Genomic DNA, 19087 nt, shown 5'->3' with positions numbered 1-19087 from the left:
AATTAATTTCCTAAATGCGTTTCAACTCAGAATAATGTAAAATACAAAAACAAAATATAGACTGTTAGTAAAATAATTCCATCGCGCCATCCAAGCCGGAGACCTTTTGGAAAGAACACCAGAGGTAGTATAAGAAATGAAAACCCAAGCATCCACCAGATATCATTATTTAAGAGGCCCTGATCTATTAAATAAATTGGCTTTATCATTGATGTAATGCCCAATACTGCCAATAAATTAAAAATATTAGATCCAATAAGGTTTCCCAAAGAAATGGATTTTTCCTTTTTAATTATAGCTATAAGAGAAGCAGCAAGTTCCGGGATACTAGTCCCCACAGAAACCACAGTAATTCCTATAATTCTTTCACTGATTTCATAAAAAGTTGCCATTCCTACAGCACCCCTTATGAGTAATTCAGCTCCTCCCCAAAGGGCTCCCCCTCCTAATCCCAGGAAAAGCAATGCCTTATACAACGGTAATGGTTCATCATCCTCAAGAACATCCTCTACAACGGCTGTTTTCTGGAAGCGAAGTAAAAAAATCAAAAACAGAAATAGAAAAAGTACCATAATTGCACCTTCGTAGGCTTGAAGAATACCGTCAAAATATATAAAACCAAAAAATAACAGCGAAGCAGCCATCATAACCGGCCAGTCTGTTATATAAAAGGCCTTACGGACATCAATGTTTCCTAATAAAATAACTATTGCCAACACCAATCCAAGGTTTGCAATATTTGATCCAACGACATTACCAAGTGCAAGATCCGGAAAACCATCTAAGGCGGCATTTATACTTACTATAAGCTCCGGGGCAGAAGTTGCAAATGATACTATGGTCATCCCAATAATGATCCTGGGTATGTTCAGTCGTAATGAAAAGGCTACAGCCGACTTTAATAACCAGTTTCCTCCAAGTATTAATAGAATCAAACCAACTGCGATAAACAAAAAATTCAACATCAGAAAGATTTTAGCAAATATAGCAGAATGAAGCCGGAACAAGGCCGTGCGTATCATTAAATTAACACCCCTTTTCAGATAAATTCGAGATGATTTTTTACCTGTGAACGATGACTTTAACTTGTATTACGAGCCTATAAAAACCAAAAAAATAGTTAAATAACTATAAAAGCAGTTGTTTAACTAGATTATTAGTAATATGTTTGATTAAAATTAATTATATCATGCATAAACTCACCAATAAGGAAGAGGAAATAATGAAAATTCTCTGGAGATTAGAAAAGGCATTTGTAAAGGAGATCAGGGCCGAATTAAAGGGAGACAAGCCTCATTACAATACCTTATCAACAATAGTGCGTAACCTGGAGGAGAAAAATTACGTTTCGCACGAAGCATTTGGAAATACACATCGCTATTACCCTTTGGTCAGCAAAGAAGATTACAGAAAACGCTTTATCTCCAACACCCTTGCCGATTATTATGACAATTCCTATAAGAGCATGGTGTCTTTTTTTGCAAAGGAGCAAAAGATATCCATTGAAGAACTCAGGGAAATTATAAAACTGATTGAAAAAGAAAACTAGATGGAAGCATTAATGATTTACCTTTTAAAAGCCTCGGGAATACTCATTCTATTTTATTTAGTCTACCAGGTATTTCTAAAAAAGGAGACATTTTTCCGGGTCAACCGCCAATTTTTACTGGTGGGGGTTATTGCTGCCTTTGCTTGCCCTTTTATCGTTATTAATAATTATGTGGAAATTACAGCCATACCTTTTACTACAGCTAATTCCTCTGCTGTAAATGCCTCTTTTGAAATAAATCAGCCCTTATTTAATTGGTTGGATTTAATTTATACAGTTTATGGTATAGGTATGCTTATACTTGGACTTAAGTTTATTCTGCAAATCCTTGCCATTAGGAAAGTAATAGCTTCAAATAAAATAATTAAAAAGGAGGGCTACGTTTATGTAGAAACCGATAAGGACATTGCCCCTTTTTCATTTTTCAGATATATTTTTTACAATCCGGGCAAATTCAATGCCCTGGAACTTGAAGCAATCTTAAAACATGAACGCGCGCATAGTTCCCAGCAACATTCCCTTGACTTACTATTGGCCCATATGGTTACCATAGTTATGTGGGCAAATCCTTTTAGTTGGCTATACAAGAAAAATATTGAACAAAATCTTGAGTTTTTAGCAGACGACACGGCCATACAAAGTGTTGCATCGGGCAGGGCATATAAATACGCTTTGCTTAAAGTATCCGGAAATCAATTTTTTACACCAATCACCAATAATTTTTACAGTTCATTAATCAAAAAACGAATAATCATGTTACACAAATCAAAATCACACAAAAGAAACGCACTTAAAATGGTATTAATCCTGCCCGCTTTAGCAGTTTTTCTCTTAAGTTTTAATACGCATACGATCTACGTGCCAAAGACAAAAGCTGATACCAGTTCTGTACTTATATCCGCAGAAAGTCAAAAAACCATTAAGATCTTAATAAATAAGGATACCACAGATGAAGAACTGGAGGATCTTAAAAAAGAGCTTTCCGCCAAGGGTATAGATTTCTCCTACACAGTTGTACACAATGAGAATAAAGAGATTATAGAACTAGAAATTGACATGCGATCTGATAGCAAAGATGGGAAAAAATTCAGGGGTTCCTCTTCATTCGAAAATGATGGAAATCCCATTGATCCCGTAACTATAGTTTATGATGAAGATAACAACTCCTTTTTTATGGGTGATCCTAAGTCAAAACACAAGGTTATCCATAAGGAAACTGATGTTAACACCTGGGTGTTTAGTGACGATCAGGAGCACAAGCATGTTGAAATAAAAATGGATGATGGCAAGGAAATAATTATTGTAAATGGCAATGACGTTTCTCGCGAAGCCTTTGACGAAATGGAGGAAGAAGACAAGATGCACGGAAAGCATGTAAGGATAGAGAAAAAGATTTCAACTGGTGGACAAACCAAAGTATTTATAATAAAGGATTCGGATGACGATGAAGATATTGAAGTGATAAGTAAAAAAGGTAACGGATTCTTCTTTATTGATACAGCTGATGATAAAGATCAGCTCTATATTATTGATGGCAAAGAAGGCAGCAAAGAAGATGTTAAGTCGCTATCACCGGAAAAGATTGAAACCATAAAGGTTTACAAAGGTGATAAGGCTGTTGAACAGTATGGAAAAAAAGCAAAAGACGGCGTTATAGAAATTAAAACCAAAAAGGAGAACTAGCTTCTGAAAGTACCTAAATTAAATATTTATATTCTTAAAATACCGATCACATTTCTGACCGGTATTTTTTTATTTCACAACGGAATAGCCAAAAAAAGTGTTTTTTACCTATAAAAACCCCTTGCATTTCAAAAAACATCGAATATACTCCCTACAAATCTTACATTTAAACACAATAAAGATAATATTTTATTACAAACTAAAACTTCGAGCAAGGCACCAACAAACACTTTATAATACATTCCATTATTTTACTTACAATACTGCATGCAATTGCATTAATTATTGCTGATTTCCTTGGAGAGGTGGATGGGATTGCAATATCTTCGAGCTATAATTAAAAGGAAATAATTTTTAAACGTATAAAACCAGTTATGATTACAATTGCCAAAATTATAATATTTGTCATAGTATCCTTGATTCTTATAATATCCTAAACAGAATTAAGAGGGTATCTTTTATAAAAAAATGAGCGCTTTATGTGTTCATTTTTTTTATTTTTTAGGTACTATCTTTGCAAAAAGCAAAGTATGAAAAAAAGACTCTTTAAGCTTCTTGCCAGGATTAACAAACTAATATTTCCTTCCTTTACTAAAAAGAGATTAGACCTTTCCAAAGCCTCCAAGTACCAAATGGCTATTATTGGCTGGCGTTACTTTGTTACTACCAATGCGCTGGATTAAAAACTTACCAGGGATTTAATCTGGTAACCATTTAATTTAGTTACGCCATTAAGATTCAGCAACTCCAGTAAAAAATTACACTGTATTACTTTTCCCCCTAATGCTTCCACCAATTGACAAGTTGCTTTTGCAGTGCCCCCCGTTGCCAAGACGTCATCATGAATGATCACAATTTCTCCCGGTGAAATGCTATCTGCGTGAATTTCAAGGGTATCTTCCCCATATTCAAGTGAATAGGTTCTGCTGATCTTATCCGACGGTAATTTACCCACTTTTCGCACCGGAACGAATCCGGCATTTAATCGCGATGCGAGGATAGGAGCAAAGAAAAATCCCCTGCTTTCCATTCCAACAACCTTATCTACTTTCACATCACCAATCATTTTTAGCATGGCGGCTGCTGCAGCCTGCAGGGCATCTGCATCCTTTAAAAGGGGGGTAATATCCTTAAACGTCACCCCCTTTTCGGGGAAATCATGAATATCTCTGATGTAATTTTTAAAATCCATTTATTTGATAGCTAGTAATTTTGCCCTAAATGTAAAAAGAAATATATTTGCAGCCCCGTTGGGGAACATAATATATTTGGCCTCGTAGCATAACTGAATAATGCACTTGATTACGGCTCAAGAGATTACAGGTTTGAATCCTGTCGAGGTCACGAATAAACCACAAAAAGGTGGAAATACAAGCGAGTTTCAAAAAGGAGCTCGCTTCTTTTTTGAAATAAAGCGAAGGGGTTCCTTTTGTGGTTTTCAAAGCGGAGCTTTGTCAGGAAAGGCGTTAGCCAATCCTGCAATCTTTTCAAAGCGGAGCTTTGTCAGGATCATGATCCGCCAACTGGCGGAGCGTAATCCTGTGCGACAGGATGCCAACGCAGCAGCTGGTCTTTCTATTTTCAAAAAGGAGTTCTAAGGAAAACCGAAGGTAATCTCGTCGAGGTCACTGAAAGCAGAAAGTCGATTACGCGAGTAATGGCTTTTTTTATTTTAGAAACGTCAAAAACTAAAGGTTTTTGTAAGTGAATTAAAATGAAAAATCAACAATAATTGCTAACTTTTTAGAAAACAATACGATAACCAGTATAAATAGGATAAGAAAAATGATATGAAAAGTAGCGTTGAATTATAGCCGATGTTAGGCAACGTTTTTTTGATTAAATTTTTTTATTTCCTTTAGATCTGCTTCTTTATTTTCTTTTTCTTCTTCGATATCGTAGTCATCTTGTAAGCCGAGCCAAAACTTGGCAGAATTTCCAAAATAAATACTGAGCCGCAGCGCAGTATCGGCAGTTATTCTTCTATTGCCTTTGATGATTTGTGAAACCCTGGTTTGTGGTATACTTAAGTCCTTAGATAATCTATAGGCCGTAATTTCTAGCGGCTGTAGAAATTCATATAGCAGGACTTCACCTGGATGTATGTTTGCTAACTTTTGCATGATCTATTAATTAATGATAATCTATTATTTCAACGTGACTTGCATTTCCTTTGCTCCATTTAAAAATGATTCTCCATTGCCTATTGATTCTAATACTATAGAAACCTTTCAAATTGCCTGAGAGCTTTTCCAGGCGATTGGAAGGAGGGATTCTTAAATCAGCAATATCTTGGGAGTTGTTCAACATTCTAAGTTTTCTTCTCCCAATTTTTTGGACGTCCAAAGGCATTTTTTTTATGCGAATACCATTCCAAATTGATTCGGTTTCTTTGGCTCCAAAAGATACTATCATTACGCTTCACGTTACTAACGTTAAAGATAAGTATTTTATTTTGGAAATGAAAATTTATTTAATGTTTCCTAACGGTTTTGTATATGAAAAGTAGCGGGTTTTTGCTACGAATTTTTCAGAATTGGTTAATGTTGATTAAAAGTAAGAATTTCAATTCTCTTAAACATCTCTCGCTATTTTTTATATACGCTGTTAGCGACTTTTGCAAAGCTAATTTTTCAATAAAACTATTTTTTCTGCCCAGTGGCTGAAATTCCATAGGCCTCTATTTTGATTACAATCCCAACTACTTTTCCCGCTTCCGCCTTAAAACTTAATTCTACCGTACCGTCTGTTGTAATAAAATTATTTTTATCGACCGGTAATAAATATCCAGATGAGGACGTGTTCGTTACCTCATAAAAGAAAACCCCTTCTTTTTCAGTAATAATAGCATCCACAGGATATTCATTTAGCTTATACACACCTAAAACTCCTTTATTTAAATCAAGCTTTTTATAACGCTCGGCCAGAGGAGGAAAAAAATTGTCCAGCTCATTAAAATCGGGCATGTCAGCATTCACGATAATAGACTCTACTTGTTTTCCATCCGGGATTTTTAGGCTCAAACTCTTGTTGTCATCTTGCCATACAGATGGACTAACCATGGTAGTATAGGTTTTTGGTTTACCATGGTCATTAGTTTGGTATTCAACATTCACACTAAGGGGTACAGGTCTTTCTCCGATCTTCTTAACCACAAGTTTACCATTCTTATACAACTCGATAGCTACATCTGGATAGCCCATTTTAAAATACCAAGATTCCCAAAGCCAGTTAAGATCCTCTCCACTCACATCCTCGAAGGTGTAGAAAAAGTCATAGGGTGTGGGTGATTTCTTAGCCCATCGGCGAATATATTCTCTAAATACTTTTAGAAATATTTCTTCACCTAGATGCTGATAAAGAAGCGAATAGGTAAATGACGGCAAGGTGTAAGAGTGATATCCATAATTGTTACCCATATACTGAGAAGAGGTTACCGTTGGTAAATCACCAATAGTACCAATTGTATTTTGCATGCCAAGCTTAAAATTGGAGTAAAGTGAAGAAGTATTGTCCTCTTCTGAAAAATATTTGTGTGTAACTAAGGCAGTAACAAAATCGGCCCAGCCTTCATCCATCCAGGCGAATCGTCTTTCATTAATTCTTACATACATAGGGAAATAGGTATGGAACATCTCGTGGATAGTCACGCCTTCGCCGGGGCCATCATTATTAGCCATCATTGGAAATTCCATACCTCCACCTTTAAGACCAATAAATGTGGTGAATGTTGGATATGGATAAGGGATACCAGGAATATCTTCTGAGAAGTGTTTCATTGTCTTTTGTTGAACTAGAGTTATTTGGGAATAATCTTCTTCTTTCGCCATAGGATAGGCAGTACTAATAAGCACATCATTGCCAGATACTTCTTGAGATAAGGCATCCCAGAGAAAATGGTCACTCATGGCAAAGGCAAAATCTGAAACTTCGACAGCCTTATAATTCCAGGTATTACTTTTTAACTTTAAATTGGAAATATCCTCTTTTGTAACCACCTTAACAAGCTCGGTTGAAGTCTTTGCTCTTGCGTATCGCTCGTGGATTTTTGAAGGGAGCACGGCAGAGCTGTTCTCTAGAGTACCTGTAGCCCAAACCAGAAAATTATCGGGTGCGGTTATGTTTACCTCAAAATTCGCCAGGTTATTATAAAACTCCGTATCGAAGGTATAGTTGATTCTATCCCATCCAAACACATCATCATAAACAGCCACTTGCGGATACCAATAGGCAACAAAGAAAGAAGTGCTATCTATGGCTCCTGTTCGTCTTACCGTAAGCGGTACTTTTTGGTCCCATTGAAAACCTAAAGTCACCTCCCCTCTAGGTTTTAAAGGCTCTGTTAATATTATGGTTAGATTCGTACCAGATCTTCTAACTCTATCTTTGTTAGTTAGATCATATTTCTCACCATTAACAGTAAGTTCTTTTATATTGACTCCTTCTCCAATATCTTCTTCGTTCACTTGCATTCCCCTTTGGTTTCCCTTTTTGAAAACATCATAATACAGACGGATAACTATTTCTGGTAATAAGTCTGGGCTATTGTTTTTAAAAACGATTGTTTCTTTTCCATCGATTTTTCTTGTTTCGGGGGTAACCACGACATCTATATTATAAGCTACGCTATTTTGCCAATAGTTAACTCCAGGCTTACCATCTTTCGATCTTGTATCGTTTTTATAGGCTTTCTGAATTTCTTTTGGAATATGAAGCTCACTTTGAGCAATAATAAGACTAGTAGTCAGTAAAAAACTTAATCCGGCAAGTATTGTTTTTATTTTCATAATTATTGATTTATTCTCCAATTGTCGCTAACTTGTTATATATGGACTAATATACCTTAATATCCCGCAATATTTTGGGATATGTGCTCCTTTTTGAGTTTTTTAGCAAGAGCCTTAAATCGTCCTTCTTAATCCCAAGGTAAAAGTCAAAACAGAAAAAAATCGTAGACCTGGGTGCGTTGAGATGACCTATCATTACCTGGTCAATTAGGACACTATCCCCCCGCAAAAACGCGATGAAAAAAAATTAAAAACACTTGCATAGTTGCTACATTTTAATCTTGAAAATGGTATTTTTAAGGGCGTTAGCCGGCCTCAACTTTTTAAACAACAATATCAAAATTTGTCAAAACGCATAGAATACTAAAACCAGAGAACTCATGAAATCAAAAACAATACTTTTCATTGTAATTACTTTCCTGTTAATTTCCTTTAAATGCCTTGCTCAGGATATGAGTACTTTAAAGGCAGGTGACTTCAACCTGGATAAAGATCTGCTATTAGGACACTTTGATTGTAAAACCGATGTAGATGACCTGCAGACTGCAGCGGCATTGGTTACACTAATGTCTGACAAGAAATTTTCAAAAATTAAGTATCATGCAGTTGCCGGCACCTACGGTATTCAGGATGGACTATATGTACCGCCTAATGATTTATTTCAGCTCGCATTTGGAGACAACTGGACAGATGCACATGAAAATATAGCAAGCGCTGTTGAGCAGGTTAAAGTGATAGCCAAAGTAACCCTGGAGAATCAGGGTGATATTTGGATTGCTGAAGCTGGCCAATCTGATTTTTCCGCCGAACTGGTTAAAGCTATTCAAGCCGATTTACCAGCTATTAATATCTCGCAGCGCATTCATATAGTACAGCACAGTAATTGGAATGAAGAGGTTACCTCACCCGCCAGTCTGGATTACGTGAAGAAAAATACTGATTATCAGAAAATACCCGATGGCAATCAGGTTGGGAATGGCACACCCGGATTCCGATCATCCAAAGTTCCCAAATGGCAAGAGCAAATCAGGAATCCTAAATTGATTGAAACATGGAATCTGGCTATTGAATTATCAAACAGATATAATGGAAAAGAGGGGCGCTATCTTAATGAAGCAATTGCCGCAGGCGGATTGGACTTCTCAGACCTTTCGGAAGTTTGTTGGATTTTAGGACTAAAGGAAATAAAGGATACCGAACAATTTTTTAACCTTTATTCCAATTAAACGTTTATAAGGTTAGCCCGTTACTAATTCTAAATACTCCATAACCTTTTAAGCAATCGATTTTCATTTGAATTTATTATCTTTCCGATGGGGTGCTCAAAGCACCTCAACTTATTCAACTGCTGACTTACAAATCATTGACTATCTCATAAATCGACCAAATGCATCAAAACATTCTAAAAACCTTTCTGTTTGCTTTACTAACTATTTCAATAAGCAGCTTCGCACAAAACAATACTTCATCTTCACAAAACACACCCTTGGACCCTTCTTTCTATGAGGGATTGGAATGGCGAAATATTGGACCTAATCGTGGTGGTAGGTCTCTAGGTAGTGCGGGTAGCCCGGGAAGACCCAATGAATACTATTTTGGGGCCACCGGGGGAGGTCTATGGAAAACTACAGACGGGGGAAATGAATGGAAGGCAGTTACCGACGGACAAGTGACCAGTTCCTCGGTGGGAGCGGTTGCCATAGCCGAAACTAACCCTGATATCGTCTATATTGGGATGGGAGAAGTACAATTGCGAGGAAGTATTACTCAAGGGGATGGCGTTTATAAAACCGTGGATGGCGGTAAAACCTGGAGACATCTGGGCTTAAAAGAAACACAGGCGGTAGCCCGGATCAGAATTCACCCAACCAACCCGGACATCGTTTATGTGGCCGCCCTTGGACATCCTTATGGAGACAATGAAGAGCGGGGCGTATTTCGTTCTACCAATGGCGGAAATAGCTGGGAAAAAGTCTTATATGCAGGCCCAAAGGCGGGTGCCGTAGACTTAATAATTGATCGAAATAATCCCAAAGTATTATATGCCAGCACCTGGCAGGTATATCGCAAAGCCTGGAAAATGTGGGGTGGCGGTGGCGAAAGCAAACTATGGAAATCCGTCGATAGCGGAGACACCTGGACAGAACTTAGTAGTAATCCTGGGATGCCTGCAGGACCTATCGGAAAAATTGGGGTTACCGTTTCTCCGGTAGATTCCAACAGAGTATGGGCCATTATAGAGGCTAATGAAGGAGGGGTTTTTAGATCTGAGGATGCCGGCCTTACCTGGGAACGCACAAATGATGAGCGTAAACTAAGACAGCGTGCCTTTTACTATTCCAGAATTTACGCTGACCCCTGGGATAAGGAAACGGTCTACTGCCTAAACACAGGCTTTTATAAGTCCACCGATGGCGGAAAAACCTTCGACGTGACCATTAAAGTACCACATGGGGACAATCATGATTTGTGGATTGATCCTAACAACCCAAAACGGATGATCAATTCTAATGATGGCGGTGGCAATGTGAGTATCAACGGGGGAGAAAGCTGGACAGAACAAGATTATATTACCACACAATTTTATCACGTAATGGCCACCAATGACGTGCCCTATCATGTGGCTGGAGCACAACAGGACAACAGCACCCTGGCAATGCCCAGTGATGGCTGGGAGCATATGCAGGCAAGAGGTCCTAATCATGGATGGTATTACGCTGTTGGGGGTGGTGAGAGTGGATGGATTACCCAACACCCGGACAATCTGGACATTTTTTATGCCGGAAGTCAGGGGGCCCTCTTAACCAGATACGATAGAAGTAATGGACAAACCAGAGATATTCAGGTCTATCCGCGCTTTTTCTCAGGGGAACCTGCGGATGCCCTTCCGGAGCGCTGGCAATGGACTTTTCCCATTATGTTCGCCCCACAGGACTCCAAAGTAATGTACACTTGTTCGCAGCATGTGTGGAAAACCACCAACGACGGACAATCCTGGGAGAAAATAAGTCCGGATCTTACCTATGCAGATCCCAGTACTCTTGGCAAAACAGGCGGTGTCATTACCATGGATATGAATGGCCCTGAAATATATGCTACGGTCTTTGCCTTAGCTCCCTCCTATCACGATATAAATACCATCTGGGCAGGTTCTGACGACGGAAAAGTTCATATTACCAGAGATGGGGGTGCTAACTGGGAAGACATTACCCCAAAAGATCTCCCTAAATTTTCACGGGTGAGTATTATTGATGAGTCTAAACACAAGCCTGGCACTTTATATTTGGCGGCAAATCGTTACCAGGTAGACGACAGACAACCTTATGTCTTTAAAACGCATGACTTTGGAAAAACGTGGACAAAAATTATAACGGGAATAAAAGACGGTCACTTCGCAAGAGCCGTAAGAGAAGACCCTGTTAGACAAGGCCTATTGTTTTTAGCTACCGAACATGGGGTCTATTTCTCCATGAATGATGGGGAATTATGGCAAAGTTTACAATTAAAGCTGCCCGATACCCCTATTCGAGATCTTGTTATTAAAGACAATGATGTGGTCATAGGTTCCCACGGACGCGGATTTTGGATCCTGGACGACATACAACCCTTGAGACAGTATCAGGAGAACATGAAGGATCAGGAGGCTATTCTTTACGAGCCTTCAGATGTGATTAGGGGTATTCAAAAGGCTTCTATACAGTACTACCTAAAAGATCAAATGGATACCATCACCTTTGAAATATTGGATGCCAATGATAAATTGATAAACACGTTTACCGGGAGCAAGCCTAAATATGAGGAAGATCCCGATTTACCCTATTGGCTAAAAGGAGGTTCCTCTAAGCCCACTACTGCCAAAGGCATTAATACTTTTAGCTGGGATTTAAGATATCCCGGAGCAACAGAATTTGAAGGGATGATTATCTGGAGTGCCCGCCCTCAGAGAGGCCCCAAGGCCCCCTTAGGAAACTATAAAGTTAAAATGAAAACAAAAGATTATGAAAAGACCTATCCCTTTGCCATCTTAATGGATCCCAATCTTAAAGGAATAACTGAGGCCGATCTTATGGAGCAATTTAAACTGGCTAATAAGATCATGCAAAAAACCAGTATGGCTAATGAGGCTGTGATTCATATTCGAAAAATGCGAAATCAGATTGAGGAGAACAAGGAAAAAGTTTCCAGCGCCGATTACAAAAAAACTATGATGCCTTTTTTAGATAAAACCTCAGCTATAGAGCAAAAACTTTATCAGGTTAAAAACCAATCTGGGCAAGACCCCTTAAATTTTCCTATAAAACTAAATAACAGACTTGCTTCTTTGAGGAGGAGCATAGAAAACGGGGAGGCAAAACCTACTGATGGGGCCTACAAGGTATATGAAGAACTCTCCGCTGAACTCGAACAGCATCTGGGAGATTTAAATAAAGTAATGTCAAATGATTTGTCCAAGATAAATTCTGTTTTAGAAAAGGCAGGGGCCAGCCCTCTTGAAGAAATGAAATAAACGAGGATTAATTTTTTATGCTTTTGCTTTTTCACAACTCAAAAAGTAGTTTGTATTAAAGTATCCGGTTACCGGTAGCGAAAGTTAAAGCCATGCAGGCTGCGATTCAATATCCTGAAAACAACTATCTTAATGTAGTAAGTGTTTGTCAATTAAGGGTATTTGGAACAAATCATGCAAAACATTTTGGTTACCATTAAAAATGGGTAGCATTAAAAATACCTTTGAAATTGATTTTTTGGATCACAGCTGTATGCCGACTTAAACATAAACGAATAATTTAAATGCCAACAAAAAAAGAAATCGCAATTAAATATTTGGATTACCTGGAGAAAGGTGATATTGAGCAAATCATAAATTTATTTAATGACCAAGGAATTGTTGACTCACCTATTTACGGAATTAAGAAAGCGGATGCCTTCTATCGTGAATTGAGCAGCGATACCACAAATTCTGAACTGCATTTAAAAGGAATTTTTGAGGAAACTAATTCAAACAAACTGGCGCTTTATTTTCATTATAAATGGACCCTGAAAAATAGGCAAAAAGTAGCATTTGATGTTGTTGACATTATAGAATTTGATGCCTCAAACATGATCAGTAAGCTCAAAATTATATATGATACGGTGAAATCCAGAGGATTAGTCAGGGAATTAGAATAATGAGTTGAACTGGTGCCATTATAAGAAGCAGAAGGACTTAAAAGTGCCGGAAAATTATCATAAAAAACAAACAAAGTAAACTACTTCCGGAGCAAAAAACATCCATACATTTTCATCTTAATAATCAGTATAACTTTCCGTTACTTTACCGATTTGTTCCTGTAATAATCCTGAACAATAAAATAGGCTTTCTTTTTAACACCCGTATTGGAAATTAACCCTTTTCGGTTCCAAAATTGCTGATATACCGGATTTTGTCTCCGGGGAGATTTAAAATCGACCAGTATCCAGGGAGTTATCCCCCTGAGGCCGTCTATCTTATCCATCATTTTTAGCTGGTTGATATATATCAACTCCTGATATTCCTCACTCCACATGGTATCATCATCCGCATGAAAACCCGCAAGTGCACCACCACCAAATTCGGTGATGACCACAGGCTTGTTAAATTTAATATCAAACGCGTATTTAGGAAGTTCCTTGGGCTCTGACCAATACCATCCACCGTATTGATTAAAACTGGCCAAATCTAGTTTTTCTCCCAGCGTATCATCCACCGTAATGGTATAACCCTCACGTTCGACTTCCAATGCAGCAGCCACCAAACGCGTATCATCCAAAGACCTCGTCTTATCTACCAGCTTGCCCATAAAAACATTTCTCGCTTCTGTCACCGGGGTTTCATTCCCTACCGACCATATAATAATACTTGCTCTGTTTTTATCGCGTTCAATGGAAACACGCAACTGATTTTCCGCATTCCTGTAGGTTTCTTCATTTTCCCATGAAATAGTCCAATAAACCGGCACCTCGGACCATACCAACAAACCCATTTCATCTGCCAGCCGCAGCATGGTCTCATTATGCGTATAATGGGCCAACCTCACATAATTGCACCCTAATTCCTTCGCCCACCTAAGCATCATTCGCATATCTCCGTCCGATCGCAGACGGCCTCCAAGGAGTGGGTTTTCTTCGTGCATTGCAATACCTTTCATAAAAATAGATTCTCCATTAAGGAGTATATTTTTACCCTCTGTGGCAATGGTTCTGAAACCAATCTTATCGGTAACAGCATCTTGTGAAGAACTGATCTTAACTTCATATAATTTTGGGGATTCCGGATTCCAGAGTTGTATCTTTTTTACAGGGATTTCAAAAGAAACCTTTCCGCTTGCATCCGTGGTATAACTCTGGTTTATTTTTAATTCCGGTATTTGCACTACTACCGACTCCTCCCCTTCCGATCCGTCGAGCTCTATATAGCCTTTTATTTTAGTAGCATCATTTTTAGCCAATTGAACTTTGTAGTCGTTAATGAAGGATTCCGGGGTTTCAACAAGGTTCACATCTCTTGTGATCCCCCCGTAATTCCACCAATCTGTATTTATGGTGGGCACCTCATCCTTTTTGCGGGTATTGTCTACCATTACAACAAGAAAATTATCTCCATCAAGCAATTTGTCGCCAACCTCAAATTGAAAAGGCGTAAAGCCTCCTTTATTCACGCCCAATTTTTTGCCGTTCAAATAGATATGGCTTTCATAATTTACCGCACCAAAATGAATAAAGTATCTTTTGTCTTCTTTTAAAGATACCTTAAAATTTCTCCTGTACCACAGTACCCCTTCATAGAACTCCAATTTTTCATATTGGGAATTCCAATCCCCGGGCACAGTCAATGATGGCTCGTAATCGAAGTTGTATTCTGCCCTTTTGGTTTTACCCGGATTGGTAATGTTGTCATAAAAACCTCCTTTACCTGATGCACTTTCATCGAATGGTTTTTGTCTGTAATCCAGATACCCCATTTTGTAGGGGTCAATGATAAACTGCCAATCTCCGTTCAGGCTTAATGTTGTTCTGTCCTGAACATTCTGAATCTGTTTTTGAGAAAAACTATTAAAATTAAAGGACATCAGGACGATGAACGCTAAAAGTCGGGTTGATTTTTTTGATAAATACATCTTATAAATTTTATTAACGTAAACGAAGAGTTGCAAGCAATAATAACAAACTTTTTTATTGCACCATACACATATGTGTTAATCTCACTAAATTTAATGAAATTGTTTCCAAGGTCACTTTAATAATATCCATGATCGGCAATCCAAATGGATAGGCTTTCATTTCTTTGGATAAATAGGAATCTAAATGCATTTTATCCAACTAAATTATACTTAAAACGGATATCTTTTGTAATTAGAGCAGACAAATCTAATTTCACGCACATGAAAATAAAATCTAAAATTATCAAATTTGTACTGACTTTTGGTAGTGCTTTTGTCCTATTTATGGTATTCATGGTAATATCCAGATTTATTTAGACCTTACTATAGTCGGATCATTCTGATTTGTATCTTTGCTTTACGATTAAACTCCAAATCCGTCATGGTGTTCTTATTAATATCATGATCTTAAAACCTAAAAAATGCCAAAATCCACCAAAATTTTAGCCATTGTTTTAGTTGTTGTTATCCTGGGGTTTGGTATGGGAATATACCTGCAAGACTTAAAACATCAGGAAAGTACGGCTGCAGCCTGGGAAGCCAACAGATTTAATGTAGCAAAATTCCACAGGATACTGCGATATAATTCAGATATGAATATGGCCAACTGGGCAGCAATGAAAGATAGCATTTCACAGCAATTAGACTCATTGGTGATCCTAAGATTCAGGAAGGAAATGGATAGCCTCAACGCATTAAAGAACCAAAATCCATAAGGGCCTCATAGATTCTTAAGCAATTCAAAGCACAGCATTAAGCATATATTTCCTGAATTTCCTTTTTGTATTTCTCCCTAATCACACGTCTTTTCAGCTTTAATGTTGGCGTTAGCTCGGCCACAGAATCATCTTCGTGAACAGGCAGCCAAACGGCCGGGACCAACCGAAACTTTTTTATTTGTTCTATATGACTGAATTCCGGATTGTATTTGTCAATCACTTTTTGAAATTTTGCAATAATTCTATCCTGCTTTAGCATGTCCTCCAGATTGGTCCACTCAATATTTTTATGCACACACCAGTTCTTTAACCCATCCTCAGACGGAACAATGAGGGCGGAAACAAATTTTTGTTTATCCCCAATAACCATGATCTGATCAATAACAAAATTTTCCTTTATCCTGTTTTCAATAGGTGCAGGTGCGACGTACTTTCCACCTGAAGTTTTTAACAACTCCTTCTTCCTGTCTGTTATTTTTAAAAATTCCTTTCCATTCGGACCTTGAATCAATTTTCCAATATCACCAGTGCAGAACCATTTTCTGCCATCAATTTCTTTAAATACCTGAGCATTTATCTCAGGTTTTTTATAATAGCCCGACATAACATTAGGCCCAATAGCAAGTATTTCACCTTCGTCTTCTTTGTAATCACCAGAGGTCTTATCTATAAATAATTCTACACCATTGATAGCATAACCAACAGTACCTATAACTGATCCTCCAGGCTTAACGCTATTGACTGTCAAGGTTGGGGAGGTTTCTGTTAAACCGTAGGCCTCGCGTACGTTGATTCCTGAAGCGCAAAATACGCGGATTATTTTTATAGGACAGGGAGCAGAACCCGTAACTATCAATCGAACATTGCCTCCTAAGGCCGAACGCCATTTGCTAAAAATTAATTTATCTGCAATTCCCCATTTTATCTTACTGAAAGGAGATAGATTTTGATCCAGTTCAAAATTATCTGTTAAGCGAAGTGCCCAAAAGAATAGTGCCTTTTTTACTCCTGTTAAAGCCAGGCCTTTATTATAGATCGCCTCGTATATCTTTTCAAGTAGTCTTGGAACCGTTGTAAAAGCAATGGGTTTCACGGATGCCAAATCACCGTCCGGTCCACTCAGGTTGTCCGTACCACAAAAATATATGGAAGTTCCTTCATGGAACCATGCGAAGGAAACCGCTCTTTCATAAATATGGCAAAGCGGCAGAAAACTCAGAACCTTTTCACCTGCATCCACTTCTAAAAATTTTGAGGTCTCTACAATAACATGCATGATATTGCTATGGGTTAGCATAACACCTTTGGGATTACCGGTAGTCCCGGAGGTATAAATAATAGTCACCAAATCTTCTCCGGTAATTTTTTTCTTAATTCCCTCTATTTCTGTATGTCCTTCCTTGTCCAAAATTTCTTCCCAATAGGGCCTTCCTTCAGCTTTGTCAAAAGTGTAGATATTTTCTAAACTCGGAATATTCTTGCCTGCCAAGGACAGTTTGTCGTAAAGATCGAGACCTCCGCAAAATGCTGCCTTTACTTCCGCTTCATTCAAGATATATTCATACTCCGAAATACTAATGGTTGGGTATAATGGAATACTTATAAGTCCGGCCATTTGTAGCGCAAAATCCATAATTACCCATTCGGGCCTGTTTTTATAGATTACCATAGCTACCTTATCTCCGGGCTTCAGGCCTGATTTTAACAAACCATAAGCAGCTTGTTCCGAATAATTTTTTACTTCCTCTGTGCTATAGGATTTCCAATTGCCATCCGCATCACGGGCACTTAAAGAAGCTTCAAGCGGATTGGTGTCTAGTTGCCTGTAAAGAAGATCAAAAAGTCTGGTCATTAGTTTCGTCTTTTAGGTTTGGTATTGGTTTATTTATTAAATCCGCCCTTACCGGTGGATCACTGGTCAACTTTAAAATTAAAAAAATTACTCGAACATCAAACTAATAAATTCGGCCACACAGGCTGGTTTATCAGAACCGTCTAGCTCCACCACACAATTCCAGGTAATTTTCAGACCCGTATCCCCGTAATTTTCAATTTTTTGAATAGTACAGATCAACCTCAGCTGACTATCTACTAAAACAGGGCTTGGAAAGCGTACTTTATTCAACCCATAATTTATACCCATTTTGGCAGATTTAACTAACAAAACATCTTTTAAAAGTTTAGCTAAAAGTGCAAGTGACATAAAACCGTGCGCCACCGGCTTTTTAAAAGGTGAGTATTTTTCCGCCTTTTCAACATCTATATGTATCCACTGGAAATCCATGGTGGCTTTGGCAAAGTCATTAATCATTTCCTGGGTCACTGTAAGCCAATCTCCCGCAGGCAAAGTTTGACCTTCTATTTCTCGAAAGTCCGCAAAATTCTCTAGTTCTAATTTGGCCATATTAATTATCTTGAAGTTCCACCATCTATAGTAAGGCATATCCCTGAAACAAAACGAGCCTCATCTGAAGCCAGATACAGGTAGCCATAGGCGATATCTATGGGCTGTGCTACTGTACGCAGTGGAATACTATCTTTGATTTTAGCAAAATGTTCTTCCGGAATCTTGTCTACCATATCGGTCATGGTGAAACCGGGTGCTATGGCATTGGCCGTTATGCCATACTTGCCAAATTCCATGGTCCAGGTTTTTGCCATGGCAATAACACCTGCTTTGGTAGCCGCATAATTTGTCTGTCCAAAATTACCCCTTAAACCTACATTTGAGGCCGCACTTACGATCCTTCCATACGTATTGGCCTTCATATAAGGTACAACAGCCTGAGTACAGATAAAAACCCCTTTCAGATTAACCTCTATAACAGCGTCCCACTCCTCCTCACTCATTTTTTCGAGCGTTCTGTCTCTTGTGATTCCTGCATTATTAATAAGGATATCTATTTTACCATATTTGTTATTTACTTTTTTGAAAAGCCTTTCCACTGCAGGTTTATCGGTTACAGAAACCTGATGATACTCCGCTTTTCCGCCGGATTCATTTATGCCATCCGATACATTCTGCCCTTTGGGTAACACGTCCATAACTATTACCGTTGCACCTTCTTTTGCAAAAAGCTCGGATATGGCCTTCCCTATTCCACGGGAACCACCGGTAACTATGGCTATTTTGTCTTTTAGTCTCATTTCGTATCGTTCTTTAATTATGTC

Annotated in this window: 17 protein-coding genes and 1 tRNA gene; 9 read left to right on the top strand and 9 right to left on the bottom strand. The window is 38.3% G+C overall.

Annotation, left to right across the window (positions count from 1 at the left end; translation table 11 throughout):
* Positions 1-26: 26 nt before the first annotated feature.
* On the bottom strand, positions 27-965 hold the full coding sequence (locus Q0874_RS06475) for a calcium/sodium antiporter (RefSeq protein WP_299160857.1): 939 nt from the start codon (positions 963-965) through the stop codon (positions 27-29).
* A 224-nt stretch (positions 966-1189) separates the two neighbouring features.
* On the opposite strand from Q0874_RS06475, the gene Q0874_RS06470 reads away from it, so the two are divergent.
* The 3 genes from Q0874_RS06470 (at position 1190) to Q0874_RS06460 (ending at position 3915) form a co-directional block, all read left to right on the top strand.
* Positions 1190-1549, top strand: coding sequence for a BlaI/MecI/CopY family transcriptional regulator (locus tag Q0874_RS06470; RefSeq protein ID WP_299160855.1), 360 nt, complete (start codon positions 1190-1192; stop codon positions 1547-1549).
* Positions 1550-3232, top strand: a complete 1683-nt coding sequence (locus Q0874_RS06465) for a M56 family metallopeptidase (RefSeq protein WP_299160853.1) — start codon at positions 1550-1552, stop codon at positions 3230-3232.
* A gap of 530 nt (positions 3233-3762) precedes the next feature.
* Entirely contained in the window at positions 3763-3915 is a 153-nt protein-coding gene (locus tag Q0874_RS06460) for an SsrA-binding protein (RefSeq protein WP_299160850.1), read from the top strand.
* Here Q0874_RS06460 and Q0874_RS06455 read toward each other — a convergent pair.
* Entirely contained in the window at positions 3912-4424 is a 513-nt protein-coding gene (locus Q0874_RS06455) for an adenine phosphoribosyltransferase (protein WP_299160847.1), read from the bottom strand. The two genes, Q0874_RS06460 and Q0874_RS06455, sit on opposite strands and share 4 nt — an antisense overlap.
* Before the next feature lie 78 nt (positions 4425-4502).
* Between Q0874_RS06455 and Q0874_RS06450 the strand changes: the two genes are divergently transcribed.
* A tRNA-Arg gene (locus Q0874_RS06450) sits at positions 4503-4576 on the top strand.
* Entirely contained in the window at positions 4558-4830 is a 273-nt protein-coding gene (locus Q0874_RS06445) for a hypothetical protein (RefSeq protein ID WP_299160843.1), read from the top strand. The genes Q0874_RS06450 and Q0874_RS06445 overlap by 19 nt, the downstream gene beginning before the upstream one ends.
* Positions 4831-5052: 222 nt before the next feature.
* Here the strand turns inward: Q0874_RS06445 and Q0874_RS06440 are convergent, their stop codons facing one another.
* The 3 genes from Q0874_RS06440 to Q0874_RS06430 all read right to left on the bottom strand — a co-directional run bounded on the left by Q0874_RS06440 (position 5053) and on the right by Q0874_RS06430 (position 8019).
* Positions 5053-5355 (bottom strand): HigA family addiction module antitoxin, encoded by a 303-nt coding sequence (locus Q0874_RS06440; protein WP_299160840.1) that lies wholly within the window; start codon positions 5353-5355, stop codon positions 5053-5055.
* A 10-nt stretch (positions 5356-5365) separates the two neighbouring features.
* A complete protein-coding gene (locus Q0874_RS06435; RefSeq protein WP_299160837.1) occupies positions 5366-5647 on the bottom strand; it encodes a type II toxin-antitoxin system RelE/ParE family toxin in 282 nt (93 codons plus the stop codon).
* Between the two features lie 227 nt (positions 5648-5874).
* Entirely contained in the window at positions 5875-8019 is a 2145-nt protein-coding gene (locus tag Q0874_RS06430; protein WP_299160834.1) for a M1 family metallopeptidase, read from the bottom strand.
* 380 nt (positions 8020-8399) lie between these two features.
* Here Q0874_RS06430 and Q0874_RS06425 point away from each other — a divergent pair, with 380 nt between their 5' ends.
* From Q0874_RS06425 to Q0874_RS06415, 3 genes are all read left to right on the top strand, one after another.
* Positions 8400-9245 carry a hypothetical protein gene (locus Q0874_RS06425; protein WP_299160832.1) on the top strand — a complete coding sequence of 282 codons (846 nt, stop codon included), beginning with the start codon at positions 8400-8402 and terminating at the stop codon, positions 9243-9245.
* 161 nt (positions 9246-9406) lie between these two features.
* Entirely contained in the window at positions 9407-12526 is a 3120-nt protein-coding gene (locus tag Q0874_RS06420; RefSeq protein WP_299160829.1) for a glycosyl hydrolase, read from the top strand.
* Positions 12527-12810: 284 nt separating this feature from the next.
* Positions 12811-13188, top strand: a complete 378-nt coding sequence (locus Q0874_RS06415) for a nuclear transport factor 2 family protein (protein ID WP_299160827.1) — start codon at positions 12811-12813, stop codon at positions 13186-13188.
* A gap of 140 nt (positions 13189-13328) precedes the next feature.
* Here Q0874_RS06415 and Q0874_RS06410 read toward each other — a convergent pair whose 3' ends face one another.
* The gene (locus Q0874_RS06410; protein WP_299160826.1) at positions 13329-15155 is read right to left on the bottom strand and encodes a glycoside hydrolase family 2 protein; all 1827 of its coding nucleotides are present in this window, start codon (positions 15153-15155) and stop codon (positions 13329-13331) included.
* Between the two features lie 464 nt (positions 15156-15619).
* Between Q0874_RS06410 and Q0874_RS06405 the strand changes: the two genes are divergently transcribed.
* Entirely contained in the window at positions 15620-15913 is a 294-nt protein-coding gene (locus Q0874_RS06405) for a hypothetical protein (RefSeq protein WP_299160824.1), read from the top strand.
* A gap of 37 nt (positions 15914-15950) precedes the next feature.
* Here Q0874_RS06405 and Q0874_RS06400 read toward each other — a convergent pair whose 3' ends face one another.
* The 3 genes from Q0874_RS06400 to Q0874_RS06390 all read right to left on the bottom strand — a co-directional run bounded on the left by Q0874_RS06400 (position 15951) and on the right by Q0874_RS06390 (position 19063).
* Entirely contained in the window at positions 15951-17768 is a 1818-nt protein-coding gene (locus tag Q0874_RS06400) for a long-chain fatty acid--CoA ligase (RefSeq protein WP_299160822.1), read from the bottom strand.
* Between the two features lie 87 nt (positions 17769-17855).
* A complete protein-coding gene (locus tag Q0874_RS06395; protein ID WP_299160820.1) occupies positions 17856-18320 on the bottom strand; it encodes a MaoC family dehydratase in 465 nt (154 codons plus the stop codon).
* A gap of 5 nt (positions 18321-18325) precedes the next feature.
* The gene (locus Q0874_RS06390) at positions 18326-19063 is read right to left on the bottom strand and encodes an SDR family NAD(P)-dependent oxidoreductase (RefSeq protein ID WP_299160817.1); all 738 of its coding nucleotides are present in this window, start codon (positions 19061-19063) and stop codon (positions 18326-18328) included.
* Between the last annotated feature and the right edge of the window lie 24 nt (positions 19064-19087).

The organism is uncultured Eudoraea sp. (assembly GCF_947490415.1).
GTDB lineage: Bacteria > Bacteroidota > Bacteroidia > Flavobacteriales > Flavobacteriaceae > Eudoraea.
Note: the sequence above shows the minus strand (reverse complement) of the source record. Positions and strands in the feature narration are given on the sequence as shown.

Coding starts and splice junctions, on each gene's coding strand:
- Q0874_RS06390 (WP_299160817.1), bottom strand. CDS start 19,063: ATGAGACTAAAAGACAAAATAGCCATAGTTACCGGTGGTTCCCGTGGA.
- Q0874_RS06430 (WP_299160834.1), bottom strand. CDS start 8,019: ATGAAAATAAAAACAATACTTGCCGGATTAAGTTTTTTACTGACTACT.
- Q0874_RS06400 (WP_299160822.1), bottom strand. CDS start 17,768: ATGACCAGACTTTTTGATCTTCTTTACAGGCAACTAGACACCAATCCG.
- Q0874_RS06420 (WP_299160829.1), top strand. CDS start 9,407: ATGCATCAAAACATTCTAAAAACCTTTCTGTTTGCTTTACTAACTATT.
- Q0874_RS06465 (WP_299160853.1), top strand. CDS start 1,550: ATGGAAGCATTAATGATTTACCTTTTAAAAGCCTCGGGAATACTCATT.
- Q0874_RS06460 (WP_299160850.1), top strand. CDS start 3,763: ATGAAAAAAAGACTCTTTAAGCTTCTTGCCAGGATTAACAAACTAATA.
- Q0874_RS06410 (WP_299160826.1), bottom strand. CDS start 15,155: ATGTATTTATCAAAAAAATCAACCCGACTTTTAGCGTTCATCGTCCTG.
- Q0874_RS06440 (WP_299160840.1), bottom strand. CDS start 5,355: ATGCAAAAGTTAGCAAACATACATCCAGGTGAAGTCCTGCTATATGAA.
- Q0874_RS06435 (WP_299160837.1), bottom strand. CDS start 5,647: ATGATAGTATCTTTTGGAGCCAAAGAAACCGAATCAATTTGGAATGGT.
- Q0874_RS06475 (WP_299160857.1), bottom strand. CDS start 965: ATGTTGAATTTTTTGTTTATCGCAGTTGGTTTGATTCTATTAATACTT.
- Q0874_RS06415 (WP_299160827.1), top strand. CDS start 12,811: ATGCCAACAAAAAAAGAAATCGCAATTAAATATTTGGATTACCTGGAG.
- Q0874_RS06425 (WP_299160832.1), top strand. CDS start 8,400: ATGAAATCAAAAACAATACTTTTCATTGTAATTACTTTCCTGTTAATT.
- Q0874_RS06470 (WP_299160855.1), top strand. CDS start 1,190: ATGCATAAACTCACCAATAAGGAAGAGGAAATAATGAAAATTCTCTGG.
- Q0874_RS06405 (WP_299160824.1), top strand. CDS start 15,620: ATGCCAAAATCCACCAAAATTTTAGCCATTGTTTTAGTTGTTGTTATC.
- Q0874_RS06395 (WP_299160820.1), bottom strand. CDS start 18,320: ATGGCCAAATTAGAACTAGAGAATTTTGCGGACTTTCGAGAAATAGAA.
- Q0874_RS06455 (WP_299160847.1), bottom strand. CDS start 4,424: ATGGATTTTAAAAATTACATCAGAGATATTCATGATTTCCCCGAAAAG.